Origin of the sequence: Streptomyces fragilis (assembly GCF_003112515.1) — a bacterium.
Lineage (GTDB): Bacteria > Actinomycetota > Actinomycetes > Streptomycetales > Streptomycetaceae > Streptomyces > Streptomyces fragilis.
Map to the genome: position 1 here is coordinate 71,933 of NZ_BEVZ01000002.1, position 17,856 is coordinate 89,788.

The 17,856-nt window shown below is 72.9% G+C and carries 12 protein-coding genes; 9 read left to right on the forward strand and 3 right to left on the reverse strand.

Translation table 11 applies throughout. From position 1 onward, the window contains the following. Nucleotides 1-83: 83 nt before the first annotated feature. Nucleotides 84-2,261 (reverse strand): RecQ family ATP-dependent DNA helicase, encoded by a 2,178-nt coding sequence (locus Sfr03f_RS02380; protein WP_108952018.1) that lies wholly within the window; start codon nucleotides 2,259-2,261, stop codon nucleotides 84-86. A 112-nt stretch (nucleotides 2,262-2,373) separates the two neighbouring features. Between Sfr03f_RS02380 and Sfr03f_RS02385 the strand changes: the two genes are divergently transcribed. The 6 genes from Sfr03f_RS02385 (at nucleotide 2,374) to Sfr03f_RS02410 (ending at nucleotide 11,317) form a co-directional block, all read left to right on the forward strand. Further along, on the forward strand, nucleotides 2,374-4,167 hold the full coding sequence (locus tag Sfr03f_RS02385) for a DUF4192 domain-containing protein (protein WP_108952019.1): 1,794 nt from the start codon (nucleotides 2,374-2,376) through the stop codon (nucleotides 4,165-4,167). 179 nt (nucleotides 4,168-4,346) lie between these two features. Further along, the gene (locus Sfr03f_RS02390; RefSeq protein WP_108952020.1) at nucleotides 4,347-5,102 is read left to right on the forward strand and encodes an NUDIX hydrolase; all 756 of its coding nucleotides are present in this window, start codon (nucleotides 4,347-4,349) and stop codon (nucleotides 5,100-5,102) included. 107 nt (nucleotides 5,103-5,209) lie between these two features. Then, on the forward strand, nucleotides 5,210-7,366 hold the full coding sequence (locus tag Sfr03f_RS02395) for an ATP-binding cassette domain-containing protein (protein WP_108952021.1): 2,157 nt from the start codon (nucleotides 5,210-5,212) through the stop codon (nucleotides 7,364-7,366). A gap of 70 nt (nucleotides 7,367-7,436) precedes the next feature. Then, nucleotides 7,437-8,354, forward strand: coding sequence for a FadR/GntR family transcriptional regulator (locus Sfr03f_RS02400; protein ID WP_108952022.1), 918 nt, complete (start codon nucleotides 7,437-7,439; stop codon nucleotides 8,352-8,354). A 427-nt stretch (nucleotides 8,355-8,781) separates the two neighbouring features. Further along, nucleotides 8,782-10,314 carry an RNA polymerase sigma factor gene (locus Sfr03f_RS02405; protein ID WP_108953386.1) on the forward strand — a complete coding sequence of 511 codons (1,533 nt, stop codon included), beginning with the start codon at nucleotides 8,782-8,784 and terminating at the stop codon, nucleotides 10,312-10,314. A 160-nt stretch (nucleotides 10,315-10,474) separates the two neighbouring features. Then, nucleotides 10,475-11,317, forward strand: a complete 843-nt coding sequence (locus tag Sfr03f_RS02410; RefSeq protein ID WP_108952023.1) for a serine protease — start codon at nucleotides 10,475-10,477, stop codon at nucleotides 11,315-11,317. Between the two features lie 277 nt (nucleotides 11,318-11,594). On the opposite strand, the gene Sfr03f_RS02415 is transcribed toward Sfr03f_RS02410, so the two are convergent. After that, a complete protein-coding gene (locus Sfr03f_RS02415) occupies nucleotides 11,595-11,828 on the reverse strand; it encodes a DUF7455 domain-containing protein (protein ID WP_108952024.1) in 234 nt (77 codons plus the stop codon). Between the two features lie 453 nt (nucleotides 11,829-12,281). On the opposite strand from Sfr03f_RS02415, the gene Sfr03f_RS02420 reads away from it, so the two are divergent. The 3 genes from Sfr03f_RS02420 to Sfr03f_RS02430 all read left to right on the forward strand — a co-directional run bounded on the left by Sfr03f_RS02420 (nucleotide 12,282) and on the right by Sfr03f_RS02430 (nucleotide 16,735). Continuing rightward, nucleotides 12,282-14,405 (forward strand): DNA gyrase/topoisomerase IV subunit B, encoded by a 2,124-nt coding sequence (locus Sfr03f_RS02420; protein ID WP_108952025.1) that lies wholly within the window; start codon nucleotides 12,282-12,284, stop codon nucleotides 14,403-14,405. Nucleotides 14,406-14,627: 222 nt separating this feature from the next. Continuing rightward, a complete protein-coding gene (locus Sfr03f_RS02425) occupies nucleotides 14,628-15,146 on the forward strand; it encodes a DUF485 domain-containing protein (RefSeq protein WP_108952026.1) in 519 nt (172 codons plus the stop codon). Then, nucleotides 15,143-16,735 carry a monocarboxylic acid transporter gene (locus Sfr03f_RS02430; RefSeq protein ID WP_108952027.1) on the forward strand — a complete coding sequence of 531 codons (1,593 nt, stop codon included), beginning with the start codon at nucleotides 15,143-15,145 and terminating at the stop codon, nucleotides 16,733-16,735. Before Sfr03f_RS02425 ends, Sfr03f_RS02430 begins: the two co-directional genes overlap by 4 nt. Nucleotides 16,736-16,847: 112 nt before the next feature. Here the strand turns inward: Sfr03f_RS02430 and Sfr03f_RS02435 are convergent, their stop codons facing one another. Continuing rightward, complete coding sequence (locus Sfr03f_RS02435; protein ID WP_108952028.1) at nucleotides 16,848-17,795, reverse strand: ferredoxin family protein; 948 nt, start codon at nucleotides 17,793-17,795, stop codon at nucleotides 16,848-16,850. Nucleotides 17,796-17,856 lie beyond the last annotated feature (61 nt).

Sequence of the window (17,856 nt, forward strand, 5' to 3'; positions counted from 1 at the left end):
GTGTCCGTCGCCGCGCGGGAGCCGCGCAGACCGTTGGCCGGGAACGGCGCGGGCCGTGGCCCGGGAGGCCCGGGCCGCCTTGCTCACGCCTGGACGGCCAGCACCAGTGGCAGCACCCCCGGCGCCCCCGCCCGGCGCAGGAGCCGGGCCGCCACCGCCAGGGTCCAGCCCGTCTCCGTCCAGTCGTCCACCAGCAGTACGGGGCCCGGAGCGCCCTCCAGCGCGGCGGCCAGGGCGGGCGGTACGACCAGGGAGTCGTGCAGCGCCTTGAGCCGCTGCGCGCTGTTGCTCCGGTGCGGCGGCGGGGCGTCCTGGGTGTACTCCACAGAGCCCAGCAGCGGCAGCCGCCCCACCTCCGAGATCCGGGCGCCCAGCGAACCGACCAGCTGCGGGCGGGACCGGGAGGCCACCGTCACCACGCCCACCGGCCTGGCCAGTGCCCGCTCCACCCCGGGGGCCCAGCCGCCGGCACCCTTCGCCCAGTCGGCCAGCACCCCGACCACCGCGCGCGCCACGTCGTCCGGGACCGGTCCGTCGGGGCTCCGCGGAGCCAGCAGCGGGCGCAGGCGGTTGCCCCACCCGATGTCCGACAGCCGCCCGAGGGCCCGGCCCTCGCCGGCCTGCTCGGACGCCGGGATGCGCCCCTTCAGGTCGACGCCCACGGCCGTCATGCCGGTGGGCCACATCTTGCGGGGCTCCACCTCTACACCGGCCCGGCCCAGGTCCGAGCGGGCGGCTTCCACCGCCCCGGTGGAGGCGTCGGCGGTGAAGCGCGCCCCGGCGCAGTTGTCGCACCGGCCACAGGGCGCGGCCTGCTCGTCGTCCAGCTGACGCCGGAGGAACTCCATTCGGCAACCGGAGGTGGTGGCGTAGGCGCGCATCGCCTCCTGCTCCGCCTCACGCTGCCGGGCCACCCACGCGTACCGCTCCGTGTCGTAGGCCCACGGCCGGCCGGTGGCGATCCACCCGCCCTTCACCCGGCGCACCGCGCCGTCCACGTCGAGGACCTTGAGCATCGTCTCCAGCCGGGACCGGCGCAGCTCGACCAGCGGTTCCAGCGCGGGCAGGGACAGGGGGCGGTCCGCGCCGGCCATCACGTCCAGGGTGCGGCGCACCGTCTCCTCGGGCGGGAAGGCGAGCGAGGCGAAGTAGTGCCAGATCGCCTCGTCCTCCTTCCCCGGCAGCAGCAGCACCTCCGCGTGGTCCACCCCGCGGCCCGCCCGGCCGACCTGCTGGTAGTAGGCGATCGGCGAGGAGGGCGAACCGAGATGGACGACGAAGCCGAGGTCGGGCTTGTCGAAGCCCATGCCGAGGGCCGAGGTGGCGATCAGCGCCTTGACCTTGTTGTGCAGCAGGTCGTCCTCCGCCTGCTGCCGGTCCGCGTTCTCCGTCTTCCCGGTGTACGAGGCCACCGTGTGCCCGCGGCGGCGCAGGAAGGCCGTCACCTCCTCGGCCGCGGCGACCGTGAGGGTGTACACGATGCCGGAGCCCGGCAGGTCGTCCAGGTGGTCGGCCAGCCACGCCAGACGGTGTGCGGCGTCCGGCAGTTCGAGAACGCTCAGGCTCAGGCTCTCCCGGTCCAGCGGGCCGCGCAGCACCAGCGCGCCGGAGTCCGCCCCGGCCGCTCCGGTGCCGAGCTGCTCGGCGACGTCCGCCGTCACCCGGGCGTTGGCGGTCGCCGTCGTCGCGAGCACCGGCACGCCCGCGGGCAGCTCCTGCAGCATCGTGCGCAGACGGCGGTAGTCGGGGCGGAAGTCGTGGCCCCAGTCGGAGATGCAGTGCGCCTCGTCCACCACCAGCAGGCCGGTCGTCGCCGCCAGGGCGGGCAGGACGTGGTCGCGGAAGTCGGGGTTGTTCAGCCGCTCGGGGCTGACCAGCAGCACGTCCACCGAACCGGCCGAGATCTCCGCCTGGACGGTCTCCCAGTCCTCCTGGTTGGCGGAGTTGATGGTCCGGGCGTGGATGCCGGCACGGGCGGCCGCCTCCACCTGGTTGCGCATCAGCGCCAGCAGCGGCGAGACGATCACCGTCGGGCCGCTGCCGCGCGCGCGGAGCAGCGACGTCGCCACGAAGTACACCGCCGACTTGCCCCAGCCCGTGCGCTGCACCACCAGGGCGCGGCGGCGGTGGGCGACCAGCGCCTCGACGGCCCGCCACTGGTCCTCGCGCAGTCTCGCCCGCCCCGTGGGGTCGCCGACGAGCCGGGCGAGGACGGCGTCGGCCTCGGTCCGCAGTTCCGTGGTGTCGTGGTGCTGGTCCATGGCTCCATCAAACAGGACGGCGACGGCAGGCGCGGTTTGTCCACAGGCCGGTCGTCCACAGCCGAACGGGTGAGGCTTTACGGATCACCGGTACCGCCCGCATTGTCGCCGTATGACACATCGCGAAGAAATCACCGATTCGTCCCGGAACAAGGCGGACAAGGCGGACGGGGCGGCCGTGGCCCCGGAAGGCGCCGCACCGGACTCCCTCCTGCCCCGGATCACCCTGCGCAGCACCGGCGAGCTCGCCGACGCGCTGCCCTACCTGCTCGGGCACCGGCCGGAGGACAGCATGGTGCTGGTCGCCCTGCACGACTCCGGGAAGCAGGGGCGTTTCGGCGGCAGGGCGCGACTGGGCATCCCGGCCGAGCCGGCGAACTGGCAGGCCGCCGCCGGTCAGCTCGCGCGGGGCCTGGTGACCGGCAGCGCCCGGCGGGGCTCCACCGTCACCGGCATGGTCGCCTACGTGTGCCAGGAGCCCGGCCCGGGTGAGACCGGGCGGGAGGTCATGGAGCGCCTGCGGCCACTCGCCCAGCTGATGCGCACCGAGTGCGGACGGCTGGACGTGCCGGTGGTCGAGGCGCTGTGCCTCTCCGGGGGCCGCTACTGGAGCTACTGCTGCTCGGACCAGGCCTGCTGTCCCGCGGAGGGCAGACCCATGGGCCTGCCCGGCACCTCGGTGCTGGCGGCGGCCTCGGCCTTCGCCGGGATCCGCGTCAGGGGCTCGCTGGAGGAGGTGCGGGTGCGGCTGCGCCCCTGGGAGGGCACCTCGGCGGTGGCGGCGCAGGAGGCCGCGCTGGACGCGACGGCGGCTGCGTTGCTGCCCCGCCTGGTCGTGACGGACGGACGTGCCCAGGTGGAGGAGCAGACCATGGAGCTGGCCGAACGGGTCCATGAGCGGTTCGCCGGCGTGCAGCCGGAGGCGGACGCGCTGGACGCGGACCTCCGCGACGACCGACTCCTCAGCCACGAGGAGGCGGCGACGCTCGTCCACGGCCTGCAGGACCGCGTCACCCGGGACCGGGCAGCGGAGTGGATGGAGGGGGAGGACGCCGCCCCCGCCCTCCGGTTGTGGCGGGCGCTCTCCCGTCGCTGCGTCGGGTCCTACGGGGAGCACGCCGCGCCCCTGCTGACCCTGGCCGGCTGGGTGGCCTGGTCCACCGGCGACGACGTGGAGGCGCGCGAGGCACTGGCCATGGCGCTCGCCGCCGATCCGGCTCACCTCTTCGCCCGGCTGCTGCACCGCGCCATCGACGAGGGCCTGGACCCCGAGTCCGTCCGGCGCTGCCTCCGGGCGGAGCGGGCCCGCCGGACCGCCGCGAAGAGCTCCGCCGCCCGGCCCGCGGCGGACGCGTCTCCGCTCGTGAGCGGCGAAGCCGAGGTGGACGGGCCTCCGCCCTTGAGCGGCGAAGCCGAGGTGGACGGGCCTCCGCCCTTGAGCGGCGAAGCCGAGGTCCCCGGTGAAGCCGACGGGGACCGGGTGCCCGAGGGTGAGGCGCGTGGGGCCTGCTCGGCAGGGGACACCGCGCCTGCGGGAAGCCCGGAGGGTGCGGTGGGGGCGTCCGACGGCACGGGCACGACGGGGCCTTCCGGTGACGCGGGCACGGAGGGGGCGTCCGGCGGCGCGGGCACGGCGGCGTCCGGTAGCGCGGGCCCGGCGGCTTCGGAGAGCGAGGGCGCGGGGTGTGCGGGCCCGGGGGGTGCGGCCGGGACCGTCGCCGTCGGAGGGGTCGAGCGGCGCTCTGCGTCCTGCCGCGTACCCGCGCGGCTGCGGACCGGTGTCAACCGGCGTGGTCCGGGCCGGGCCGACCCGCGGCTCAGTCGCCCCGGCAAAGGCGGCGGACCCGTGGGCGGGCCGGGGCTGAGGGGGCGCGCCCACGACGGAAGGAGGCGCGGCAACAGGTGAAAGGCGGCGGGGGTGTGCCGAGGGTGCGGTGAGGCTTGAAGAGGGCAGGGGAGCGTCGCCCCTGAGCCGCACCTGGACGGGCAGGACTCGCACGGGGGCCGCGTGTCCCGCCGTGGCTCTCCCGCTCGGCGTGTGAGCGAAGCGGTGTTTATCGTCAGTGAGACGACTATGATCGCCGCATGTCCTACGACCCGTCAGCATTCCCGCCCTTCGCCGTCACCGTCGACCTGGTGGTGCTGACCGTGCGCCGTCACTCGCTGTGCGCGCTGGCGGTCCGCCGTGGCGAGCCTCCGTTCCAGGGGCGCTGGGCCCTCCCCGGAGGCTTCGTGCGCGAGGACGAGGACCTGACCCAGGCCGCGGCACGCGAACTGCTCGAGGAAACCGGTCTGCGGGCCCACGACCCGGCCGTCCCCGCGGAGCCCCCGCAGGACAACGGCGCCCACCTCGAGCAGCTCGCCACCTACGGCGACCCGGGGCGGGACCCCCGGATGCGGGTGGTCAGCGTCGCCCACCTCGCCCTGGCGCCCGACCTTCCCGCGCCGCGCGCCGGCGGCGACGCGGGGGAGGCCCGCTGGGCCCCCGTCGAGGAACTCCTGCATCCCTCCGGTCCCGAACAGGACGCCCCGTTGGCCTTCGATCACGCGGGCATCCTCGCCGACGGGGTGGAGCGGGCCCGCTCGAAGATCGAGTACTCCTCGCTCGCCACGGCCTTCTGCCCGCCGGAGTTCACCGTCGGCGAGCTGCGCCGCGTCTACGAGGCGGTCTGGGGCGTCGCGCTCGACCCGCGGAACTTCCACCGCAAGGTCACCGGCACGCCCGGCTTCCTGGTCCCCACCGGAGGCACCACCACCCGGCAGGGCGGCCGGCCGGCCCAGCTGTTCCGGGCCGGTGGGGCGACGCTGCTCAACCCGCCGATGCTGCGTCCCGAGGTCTGACCCAACCCCCGGATGTGGCCGTACCCGAGCGGGAGCAGCAGGGCGACCGCCTGGCCAAAACGGGCAAATGGTAAGGAAATAGAGCTCGTCGCGCTATCTTGCTTCGGGTGATCAAGGCCATCGGACTCACCAGCGCCCCGCGTGAGCAACTCCCGTCCGTCGTGGACGACGTGTCCTTCGAGGTGCTCCCCGGCCGCGTCACCGCACTGCTGGGCGCGCGAGGGTCGGGCAGGACCACGGTCCTCCAACTCATGCTGGAACTTCGGCCCGGGCGCGGCGTGACCCACTTCCGCGGTCGCCCCCTGCACGCCTCGCCGGCCCCGCTGCGCGAGGTCGGGGCGCTCCTCGGCGACGTCCCGGGCCACCCCGCCCGCACGCTCCGCGGCCACCTGCGCATGCTCTGCGCGGCCGCCGGTGCGCCGGCCGCCCGTGCCGACGAACTCCTGCGGGACGTCGGCCTGATGGACCTGTGCGGCCACCGGCTCGACTCCCTCTCCCGAGGCGGTGACCGACGGCTGGGCATGGCCTGCGCCCTGCTGGCCGACCCGCACGCCCTGCTCCTCGACGAACCCGCCGCGGGGCTCACCCCCGACGACGCCCGCTGGCTCCACTCCACCCTGCGTCGCCGTTCCGACGACGGCGGCGCGGTGCTGTTCACCACCGCCGACCCCCGCGAGGCGGCCCGGTTCGCCGACCACGTCGTCACCCTTCACCGGGGGCGGGTGGCGGCCGACCAGGGCGTCGCGGAGTTCGCCCGGACCCGGCTGCGTCGCCGCGTCGCCGTGCGCAGCCCGCACGCCGAACGCCTCGCGGAGCTCCTCGCCAAGGAGGCACGCGTGACCCGGCGGCCGGTCGACGTGGTCCGGGAGGGCGGCACCCGCCTGTCGGTCTACGGCGGCGACTGCGCCGAGATCGGCGAGGCCGCCTACCGGCACCGCATCCTCATCCACCAACTCTCCGAGGAGACGGCCGACATGGGCCCGGGGGCGCGCCTGGGCGGGGGCGTCGGGCTTGGCGTCGACGCCCCCGGTGCCGACGTCCCCGGTGCCGACGGACCCGGCGTCGACGGCTGTGCAGGCGCAGGCGTCACCGGCGTCGACGGCCGTGGAGGCGGCGGTGCAACCCCCCGCGTCGGCCGCGGTGTCGACGGCCCTGGGCGCAGGGGAGGAGACGCGCAGGGGCGGCGGGCCGTGACGAACCCGGCCGTCCTCGCGCCCGCCCCCGGTTCCGCCCCCGTCCCCGGTCCCGATGGGCTTGCGGCGGACGGCGACGGTGGCCAGGAGCAGCCCCGACAGCGATGGCAGCCCCGACAGCGGCGGCAGCCTCGGCAGCCCCGTCCGGCCCCCCCGGCCCCCCGCCCGCCACTCCGGGTGCGCCGCTCCTTCTCGCCGACGCGCCCGCTGCGTTACGAGTTCCGGCGTGCCCGCGGCACCGGAGTCTGGTCCCGCACCTGCGTCGCCGTCGTCCTGGTCTCCGCCGCGCTCACCCTGCTGCTGGCCCGGGTCGGGCACACCCCGCAGACCCGGCTGCTCGCCGCCTGGCCCGACGAACTGCCCCTTCCCCCCGCCGCGCTCGGCGCTGCCCTGCTGGGCGCCCTCTCCTTCGGTCAGGAGTTCCGCTACCCCGCCCTCGCGGTGGACCGCGGCACGGTTCCCCGGCGACTGGGGCTGCTCGCCGCCAAGCTGCTGGTCTCGGCGGCCATGGCGACGGCCCCGGCGATCGCCGCCGTGGGCGTCGACGCCCTGGTGCTGCGCCTGCTGCTCGGCGAGGAGTACGCGGCCCTGCCGCCGCGGTGGCAGGCGTCGGCGGCGGTCTGGCTCGCGCTGGTCACCGCCTGTGCGTGGGCGGGCGTCCTGGCCGCCGGGCTCTTCCGGTCCGTGACCGGGGGCCTGGCCGCGGTCCTCGCGGTCCCGCTCGTCGCCGCCCCGGTGGTCGAGCAGGCCGCCGGACTCCTGACCCCCGGGTCCGGGCGTGGCGAGGCGTCGCGGCCCGCCGGTGAACTCCTGGTCCGGTGGCCCGTCGTCCGTGACGAGGTGACCGCCGAGGTGCTCCGGACGATCGGCCAACCCTTCGGCGTGGCAATGGTGTTGTCACTGGCCGCCCTGCTGTGCGGGTACCTGTGCACGACCCTGCGGGCCGTGGCCGGACCGCGCCCGTTCCGCGGGCGAAGGTGGCCCTTCGACAACATCAGGAACTCCCGCACGCCCAACTCGCCTTGGAACGTCACATTTCTTTCCGATAAGGCGTCAATTGAGACGGAGTGAGCGATCACCCTTTCGTGTGCTTTTCACCAAAGCGCTCAAGGGAGTTGGAGCCAGCGCCGACAAAAGAGACGTGAGTACCCTTGCGCACACCATGATGACCGCCGCCCGCTCCGCCGACTCCGGCCTGGCCGGGACGGGCGAACTCGACCGCTACCCCTACGCCGAAGGCCCCGCGGGCGACCGCGTCGGCGCGCCCGCCTGGGAGACGGAGCCGGAGCTCGGCCGGGTCGGCGGCCGCCGCGCCGCCGGAAGCCGCGGCCGCGGGCTGCACGGACAACTCGTCCAGCAGCTCGGACAGATGATCGTTTCCGGTGACCTGGGCGCGGACCGCCCGCTGGTTCCCGAGGAGATCGGCCAGCGCTTCGAGGTGTCCCGCACCGTCGTCCGCGAATCACTGCGCGTGCTGGAGGCGAAGGGCCTGGTCAGTGCCCGGCCCAACGTCGGCACCCGGGTGCGCCCGGTCAGCGACTGGAACCTGCTCGACCCCGACATCATCGAATGGCGCGCCTTCGGCCCTCAGCGCGACAACCAGCGCCGGGAGCTGACCGAGCTGCGCTGGACGATCGAGCCGCTCGCCGCGCGCCTCGCCGCCGGGCACGGGCGTGAGGACGTCCAGCAGCGCCTTGTCGACATGGTCGAGATCATGAACCATTCGGTCGCGCAGGGAGACGCCCTCACCTTCTCCCGGGCCGACGCCGAGTTCCACTCCCTGCTGATCCATGTCGCCGGCAACCGGATGCTGGAGCACCTGTCCGGCATCGTCTCCTCCGCCCTCCAGGTCTCCGGCGGACCGGTCACCGGATGTGACCGGCCGAACGAGGCCTCCCTCGGGCACCACGCCCGGATCGTGGACGCCCTCGCCGCGGGGGACGGCCCGGCGGCCGAGGCCGCGATGCGGCAGCTGCTGAGCGTGCACCCGGAGGCGATGCACACGGAGGCCGTGCTCCCGGAGATGGAACGCGTGGTTCCGGCGCCCCGCGAGCACTGAGGGGGAGAGGGTGCGGTACCGCCGGAGTGCGATTCCGGCGGCCCCTCCCTCCGCCGCCCTTCCTCCTCCCCGCCCCTCGCCTCCACGGTCCCGCCCTTCCCTCGCCCCAGGGTTCCGGGGGTGAGGGGTGTCCTGCATCACGGCATCTGTGGAAAACCGTCGCTCCGTGACCGGTAACGACCGACTATCTTCGGTATTGCACCGATTCGCGGTGTGACTCGGGCCACGCAGATTGGGCGTAACGCTCGGCGGAGCAGCGCGATGACCTAAGAGGTGACAGCCGAGGAAGGAATACGGACGCCGCACCGGCGCTTGTTCTTCCCGGCCCGAGCCCGCGCCGTTGGCTCATCCCCAGGCCGGCGGTCGTCGGATCCTGTCCTCACGGACGGGGCCGGAAGCCGTTTTCCAACGTTCCGAGAGGTTGTTCGTGTCGGCCAGCACATCCCGTACGCTCCCGCCGGAGATCGCCGAGTCCGTCTCTCTCATGGCGCTCATCGAGCGTGGGAAGGCTGAGGGGCAGATCGGCGGCGACGACGTGCGTCGCGCTTTCGAAGCCGACCAGATTCCGGCCACTCAGTGGAAGAACGTTCTCCGCAGCCTCAACCAGATCCTCGAAGAAGAGGGTGTGACGTTGATGGTGAACGCGGCGGAGCCCAAGCGCGCCCGCAAGAGTGTCGCCGCCAAGAGCACGGCCAAGCGCACCACCACCCGCTCGGTCGCCGCCAAGCCGGCGGTGACCAAGAAGGCCGCCGTGGCTCCCACGGCACCCGTCGAGGAGGGCGAGGAGGCGGAGGCCGCCGCGCCCGCCAAGAAGGCCGCGGCCAAGAAGACCACCACCGCCAAGAAGACGGCGGCCAAGAAGACCACGGCGAAGAAGACCGCGGCCAAGAAGACGGCGTCCAAGAAGGACGACCCGGAGCTGGCCGAGGAGGAGCTCGAGGAGACCCCGGGCAAGGCCGCCGACGAGCCCGAGGGCGCCGAGAGCGCGGGCTTCGTGCTGTCCGACGAGGACGAGGACGACGCCCCCGCCCAGCAGGTCGCCGCCGCCGGTGCCACCGCGGACCCGGTCAAGGACTACCTCAAGCAGATCGGCAAGGTCCCGCTGCTCAACGCCGAGCAGGAGGTCGAGCTCGCCAAGCGCATCGAGGCCGGCCTGTTCGCCGAGGACAAGCTGGCGAACTCCGACAAGATCGCGCCCAAGCTCAAGCGCGAGCTGGAGATCATCGCCGAGGACGGCCGCCGCGCCAAGAACCACCTGCTGGAGGCCAACCTCCGCCTGGTCGTCTCGCTGGCCAAGCGGTACACCGGCCGCGGCATGCTCTTCCTGGACCTCATCCAGGAGGGCAACCTCGGTCTGATCCGCGCCGTCGAGAAGTTCGACTACACCAAGGGCTACAAGTTCTCCACGTACGCCACCTGGTGGATCCGTCAGGCGATCACCCGCGCCATGGCCGACCAGGCCCGCACCATCCGTATCCCGGTGCACATGGTCGAGGTCATCAACAAGCTGGCCCGCGTCCAGCGTCAGATGCTCCAGGACCTGGGCCGCGAGCCCACCCCGGAGGAGCTGGCCAAGGAGCTCGACATGACCCCGGAGAAGGTCATCGAGGTCCAGAAGTACGGCCGCGAGCCCATCTCGCTCCACACGCCGCTCGGCGAGGACGGCGACAGCGAGTTCGGTGACCTGATCGAGGACTCCGAGGCGGTCGTCCCGGCCGACGCGGTCAGCTTCACCCTGCTCCAGGAGCAGCTGCACTCCGTCCTGGACACGCTCTCCGAGCGCGAGGCGGGCGTGGTCTCCATGCGCTTCGGCCTCACCGACGGTCAGCCGAAGACGCTCGACGAGATCGGCAAGGTCTACGGCGTGACGCGTGAGCGGATCCGCCAGATCGAGTCCAAGACGATGTCGAAGCTGCGTCACCCGTCGCGTTCGCAGGTCCTGCGCGACTACCTCGACTGATCGGACCCGATCATCCGGCCGGTCACGACCGGTCGTGAAACGACGCGAAGGCCCGGCTCCTCCTCGGAGGAGCCGGGCCTTCGCGTCGTTGGACCTGTGGAGGAAGCCCCGGCTGGATTACTTTGGGTCGACACATGGTCGACCCGGAGTGAGGGATGTTATGCGTTTTCTCCCAGCCGTGGGGGTCGCGGCGGTGGCCTCGTCGCTGGCGGCGCTGGTGCCGGCCGCGCCGGCGGCGGCCGACGCCGAGTCGGTCCGTGGGGCCGCCTCGCGTGTCGTCGTGGGCGGGTTCCCGGTGGAGGTGGAGCAGGCCCCGTGGACCGTGGCGATCTCCAGCCGGACGCTCTTCGGCACGACGCGGGCGGGGCACTTCTGCGGCGGCGCGGTGATCGGGGCCAGGACCGTCCTGACGGCCGCCCACTGCCTCGGGGAGAGCGTCCTCGGCAGAGCGCCGGGACAGGTTCCCGACCTCACGGTGATCGCGGGACGGTCCGAGCTGACCGGCCGAGGGGGCCAGGAGATCCGGGTGCGGGACACCTGGGTGAATCCGGAGTACGACGACGTCACCAACGCCGGCGACTTCGCGGTGCTCACGCTGACGGAGCCGTTGCCGCGCGGCACCGTCGTCAAGGCGGCGCCCGCCGGGGACGGCGCCTACCGGCCGGGGACGGCCGCCACGGTCTACGGCTGGGGCGACGTCACGGGATCGGGCGCCTACGCGCGGTCGCTGCGCGCGGCACGGGTGCACGTGCTGGAGGACGCCTACTGCCAGGAGGCCTATCCGGGGGGCGCGGAGGGCGCCTACACGCCCGGCGCGATGCTCTGCGCCGGAGAGCCCGAAGGGGGTCCCGACGCCTGCCAGGGGGACAGCGGAGGCCCTCTCGTGGCCAAGGGCCGGCTGATCGGGCTGGTCTCCTGGGGCAGCGGGTGCGGGCAGTCCCGCAAGCCCGGGGTCTACACCAGGGTGTCCAAGGTCGTACGGGCGCTGGCACGGCAGCGCTAGCGCCCTGACGGGCAGCCCTCAAGCGGACCGGGACCGGGGCCGGGACAGGCCTGTGCCGGGGGACCCTCGGCGGGGCCCGGACCGGAGCAGGCTCCAGCCGCGGGTCCCGAGCGTGCCGGGCAGGGCCGGAAGTCCGAGCGTGCCGGGCAGGGCCGGAAGGGGGACGGCAGGGCCCGGAACGAGCAGAGGCGGCCGACCTCCCTGGTGGGGGAGGCGGCCGCCCTTGTCACCCGGCCTGTGCCGGGTTAGCTCGTCGTGGGACGGAGTGTCGGCGCTCTCAGCGCTCTCCGTCGGGGTCGGCTGCCGGGCCGGAGGACGTCAGTCGCTCCGTCTCGTCCTGTATCTCGGCGGCGATCTTCTTGAGTTCCGGCTCGAACTTGCGGCCGTGGTGGGCGCAGAAGAGCAGTTCTCCGCCGCTCAGCAGGACGACGCGCAGGTATGCCTGGGCGCCGCAGCGGTCGCAGCGATCGGCGGCCGTCAGCGGGCTCGCGGGGGTCAGAACAGTAGTCACGTCGCCTCTTCTCTAGCTCGACGAGCTGTCGTACCAGGGTCAACATCCAACCAGGCCGAAAACGTTCCCGCTCGCGGCATTTCCTCGAAAGATTTCTCGGCGAGGCGGCTGTCTGCTGGCGGTTGGCGGCGAATGTGCCGTAGTGCGTGTCTTCGTGTCGTACGGGTTCGCGCTTCTTCCAGTGTCGGTCCTCCGGCGACCGAACGCCGCTTGTTGAGGAGGACGTGCCCGGAGCCTAAAGGGTTCATGCCTGCCGCGGAACGTGATGTGTGCTTCACTCCTCCGAGGTATCGAACGGGCATACGATTCTGGATTAGGGTTTGACCGGGGACGAGGGTGGCGTTACACCGGCCTCATCAGGCATCGGTACTCTCTGGAGCGGCGACCGAGCCGTGGCGCGTCCCCTGGCGACGCCAAGACATGCCCAGAAAAATTCAGCGAGGAGCGAACCGCGTGACCGCCGACACGACCGTGCCGTCCACAGCGTTGCTGACCGGAGCAGATCGGGACGGTTCCAACTACACCGCGCGGCACCTGCTCGTCCTGGAAGGACTCGAGGCCGTCCGCAAGCGCCCCGGCATGTACATCGGCTCCACGGACAGCCGTGGCCTGATGCACTGCCTGTGGGAGATCATCGACAACTCGGTCGACGAGGCCCTGGGCGGTTACTGCGACCACATCGAGGTGATCCTGCACGACGACGCCTCGGTCGAGGTCCGGGACAACGGCCGCGGCATCCCCGTGGACGTCGAGCCCAAGACCGGCCTGTCCGGCGTCGAGGTCGTGATGACCAAGCTGCACGCCGGCGGCAAGTTCGGCGGCGGCTCCTACGCCGCCTCCGGCGGCCTGCACGGCGTCGGCGCCTCCGTGGTGAACGCCCTCTCCGCACGGCTGGACGTGGAGGTCGACCGCAACGGGCACACCCACGCGATCGGTTTCCGCCGCGGTGTCCCGGGCGAGTTCTCCGGGCGGGGCGAGAACGCGAAGTTCGAGCCCGGCAGCGGCCTGCGCAAGGCGCGCAAGATCCCCAAGAGCCGCACCGGCACCCGCGTCCGCTACTGGGCGGACCGCCAGATCTTCCTCAAGGACGCCAAGCTCTCGCTGGAGAACCTGCACCAGCGCGCCCGCCAGACCGCCTTCCTGGTGCCCGGCCTCACCATCGTGGTGCGCGACGAGTTCGGTCTCGGCGAGGGCGGCAGCAAGGGCGAGGAGTCGTTCCGCTACGACGGCGGCATCAGCGAGTTCTGCGAGTACCTCGCCTCCGACCGCCCGATCTGCGACGTGCTGCGCTTCTCGGGCCAGGGCACCTTCAAGGAGACCGTGCCGGTCCTCGACGACCACGGGCAGATGACCCCGACCGAGGTCACCCGGGAGCTCGGGGTGGACGTCGCGCTGCGCTGGGGCACGGGCTACGACACCACGCTCCGGTCGTTCGTCAACATCATCGCCACGCCCAAGGGCGGCACCCACGTGGCCGGATTCGAGCAGGCCGTCGCCCGCACGATGAACGAGGTGCTGCGCTCCAAGAAGATGCTCCGCGTCGCCGAGGACGACATCGTCAAGGACGACGCCATGGAGGGCATGACCGCGGTGGTCACGGTCCGGCTCGCCGAGCCGCAGTTCGAGGGGCAGACCAAGGAGGTGCTGGGCACCTCGGCGGCCCGCCGGGTGGTCAACCAGGTCGTCGCCAAGGAACTCAAGGCCTTCCTGACCTCGGCCAAGCGGGACGCGGCCCAGCAGGCGCGCGCGGTCCTGGAGAAGGCCGTGGCGGCCGCGCGCACCCGCATCGCGGCCCGCCAGCACAAGGACGCCCAGCGCCGCAAGACGGCCCTGGAGTCCTCCTCGCTCCCGGCGAAGCTGGCCGACTGCCGCAGCGACGACGTGGACCGCAGCGAGCTCTTCATCGTCGAGGGCGACTCCGCCCTCGGCACCGCGAAGCTCGCCCGCAACTCCGAGTTCCAGGCGCTGCTGCCCATCCGGGGCAAGATCCTCAACGTGCAGAAGTCGTCGGTCAGCGACATGCTGAAGAACGCCGAGTGCGGCGCGATCATCCAGGTCATAGGGGCCGGGTCGGGGCGCACCTTCGATATCGACGCGGCGCGCTACGGCAAGATCATCATGATGACCGACGCCGACGTGGACGGCTCGCACATCCGCTGCCTGCTGCTGACCCTCTTCCAGCGCTACATGCGTCCCATGGTCGAGGCCGGCCGGGTCTTCGCCGCGGTGCCGCCGCTGCACCGGATAGAGCTGGTCCAGCCCAAGCGCGGTCAGGACAAGTACGTGTACACCTATTCGGACCGCGAGCTGCGCGACACGCTGCTCGAGTTCGAACGCAAGGGTGTCCGGTACAAGGACTCGATCCAGCGCTACAAGGGCCTGGGCGAGATGGACGCCGACCAGCTCGCGGAGACCACGATGGATCCGCGTCACCGCACGCTGCGGCGGATCAACCTCTCCGACCTCGAGGCGGCCGAACAGGTCTTCGATCTGCTGATGGGCAACGACGTCGCCCCTCGCAAGGAGTTCATCTCCAGCTCGGCCGCGACCCTGGACCGCTCCCGGATCGACGCCTGACGGGGTCCGCTCCGCACGGCCCGCCCGTGGTCCGCCCCCGCCCGGACGTCCTTGGACGCCCGGGCGGAGGCGTGTCCGGCCCGGACCGGCTCCCACCTCGTGCATCACCCGTGCGGGAGCAACTCCTGTGGCCGTTGACCTTTCGGTCACCTGATGGGGTGAGAGATCTGCCGAAAGAGTCCGGGAAGTTCACGGTCTGTCCATCATTGTTCCTACGGCCGAATGGAGCCGTGGGACAAGGAGATCTCGGTGAACAAGCACGACGGTCGCGACACCGGAGAGGTGCGGTTCGACGACCCCTGGTACGACGCACTCGCCTTTGGCTGGAGCGAGACGGACGGCACGGGGGAGCAGGCTCCCGCGGTGCCGGCCGCGCGCCAGGCGCAGGAGGAGAGCAGCGACCGCGCGGCCGCCGACGTCTACCTGGAGGTGCAGCGCAGCGCAGCCTTCCAGGAGGTGCGCAGCCGTTACCGGAAGTTCGTGGTTCCCGCCTTCGTCTCCTTCTTCCTCTGGTACGTCGCCTACGTCGTCACCGCCACCACGGCGGCGGACTTCATGGCCACCCCGGTGGCGGGCGCGGTGAACGTGGCGATGCTCGCCGGCCTCGGTCAGTTCCTCACCACCTTCGTCCTGACCTGGGCGTACGCCCGCCACGCCCGGCTCCGGAGGGACCGTGCGGCCCTCCAGCTGCGCTGGGACACCCAGGAGCTCACCCGCGGAGCCAGGGGCGGTGCGGCATGACGGGCAACCACCAGTCCCTCGTCCTGGTCCTCTTCAGCGTCTTCGTGGCGGTCACCCTCGGCATCACCACCTGGGCCGGCCGTAACCGGCACGGCTCGACGGAGGAGTTCTACACCGGGAGCCGCCTCTTCTCCCCGGTGGAGAACGGCCTCGCCATCGCGGGCGACTACATGTCGGCCGCGTCGTTCCTCGGCATCTCCGGGCTGATCGCGCTCTTCGGCTACGACGGCATGCTCTACTCGGTCGGCTTCCTGGTCGCCTGGCTGGTCGTCCTGCTGCTGGTCGCCGAGCTGGTCCGCAACTGCGGCCGGTTCACGCTGGCCGACGTGCTCGCGGCGCGGATGCGCGAGCGTCCGGTGCGGATCGCGGCCGGCACCTCTTCGGTGATCGTCTCGGTCCTCTACCTGGTCGCCCAGATGGTCGGCGCCGGCAGCCTGGTCGCCCTGCTCCTGGGCGGCACGGGCAGCGCTGCCCAGACCTGGACGGTCATCGGTGTCGGCGCCCTCATGGTCGTCTACGTGTCCCTGGGCGGCATGCGGGCCACCACCTGGATCCAGATCGTGAAGGCCGTCCTGCTGCTGGTGGGCACGCTGGTGCTGGGCGTCCTGGTGCTGGTCCGCTTCGGCGGCGACGTCAACGCGCTGCTCAGGTCCGCCGCCGACAACAGCGGCTTCGGCGCGGCCTTCCTGGCCCCCGGCCTGGAGTACGGCGGGAGCTGGACGGACCGGCTGGACTTCATCAGTCTCGGCCTCGCCCTGGTCCTCGGCACGGCCGGCCTCCCGCACATCCTGTCGCGCTTCTACACCGTGCCCACGGCCCGCGCCGCGCGCCGCTCCGTGGTGTGGGCGATCGGCCTGATCGGCGGCTTCTACCTGATGACGATCCTGCTGGGCTTCGGCGCCGCGGCGATCGTCGGCAGCGACGAGGTTCGCGAGTCGAACGAGGCCGGCAACACCGCGGTGCCCCTGCTGGCCCTGAACCTGGGCGGCGGTCCGGACTCGACGGGCGGTCCGGTGCTCTTCGCGGTCGTGGCGGCGGTCGCCTTCGCCACCATCCTCGCGGTGGTCGCCGGCGTGACGCTCTCCTCGTCCGCGTCGGTCGCGCACGACCTGTACGCCTCGTTCCGCCGCAAGGGCGCCAAGCAGCGCAGCGAGGTGGCGGTGGCCCGGGTCGCCGCGGTGGGCATCGGCGTCGTGGCGATCGGCCTGAGCCTGCTGTCCGGAGGGCTGAACGTCGCCTTCCTGGTCGGTCTCGCCTTCGCCGTGGCGGCCTCCGCCAACCTTCCGGTGCTCCTGTTCACGCTCTTCTGGCGCCGCTTCACCACCCGGGGCGCGGTCTGGTCGGTGTACGGGGGCCTCGTCCCGGCGGTGGCGCTCGTCGTCTTCTCGCCGGTCGTCTCCGGCCGGCCGACGTCCATGTTCCCCGGCGCGGACTTCGCGTTCTTCCCCCTGGAGAACCCGGGCCTGATCTCCATCCCGCTGGGCTTCGTGGCGGGCTGGATCGGCACGGTGTCCTCCTCCGAGGAGCCGGACGAGGCGAAGCACGCCGAAACCGAGGTGCGATCGCTGACCGGAGCGGGAGCGGTCTGACCTCGCCGCCCCCCGGGGCGCCCCCTGGCCGCCTCCGGTGTGCCGAAGACCTGCCGGGAGCCCGGCGCACCCGTGCGCCGGGCTCCCGGCTGTCCGCTCCGGGCACGGCGGGTCAGGGCGTTTCGCGCACCCCGACGACGTCCATCCGGGCGGGGGAGCCGAGCGGTGCCCCGCAGCTCTGGGGGCGGGGCGGAGTGGCCGCCGTCTCGGCGACAACCACACGCCACCGGCGGCCGTCGGCGTGCGTCACGACGACCTCCCACAGCGGCGGGTCCTGCGCGGCGGCGCCTGCCGGGACCCGGTGCACGCCGGTGACGTCCAGGGCGTCCGCGGAGGTCTCCCCGATCCGGGTCCGCACGGCCAGCTCGGCCGCCTGCCCCGGCCGCGCCCAGGCCGAGCGGCCCCGGCAGTGCTCGGTGACCACCTGACCGTCCCTGGTGCGGTGCAGGATCTCCTTCACGGTGGGTGCGTCGACCCGGCCGTACGCGTAGCCGTGCGGCAGGACCAGCAGGGTGGGCGAGAAACGGTGGCCGCCGAGGTGGGTGATCTCCCAGGTGCCCGCCACGTTGGAGGCGGCCAGTTCGGCGGCGAGCGGCCGGCCCAGCAGGGCGCAGCAGCGGTCGCGCCGTCCGTTGGTGCACACGAACGCCAGGGGGAAGCCGGTGTGCGGCGCGGCGTCGGGCAGGGCGGCGTCGAAGGCCCCGGGCTCGCCGCGGCCGAGCGCCGCGAAGTCGATGTCCAGCAGTCGCTCGGGCTCGCGGGTGAGGGCGCCGTGCACCCAGTCGTTGCGGGGGGCCGTGTGCGCGGCGTACACCCGCCGCACCGGGGGAGTCCCGTGGTCCGCGTGCGGCCCGGGCCGCCGGATGAGGGCGATGCGCACCCCGCTGCCCTCCGCGGCGTCCTCCAGGGCGCGCCCCAGCGCGGGGTCCAGCCGGCTCTCCGTGAGCGCCTTGGGCCCCCAGGGACCGGGCTGCTCGATCAGCAGCCACGTCCGCGCGTGCACTGCTGTCCCGGCGATCGGCTCGTCCAGGACCCGTGACACGGTTGCGCACCTACTCACACAGGTGAGCCTAACCTGACTGGTGGGACGCGTGCGGTTCGGCGGGGCGCGTTCGGGGGAC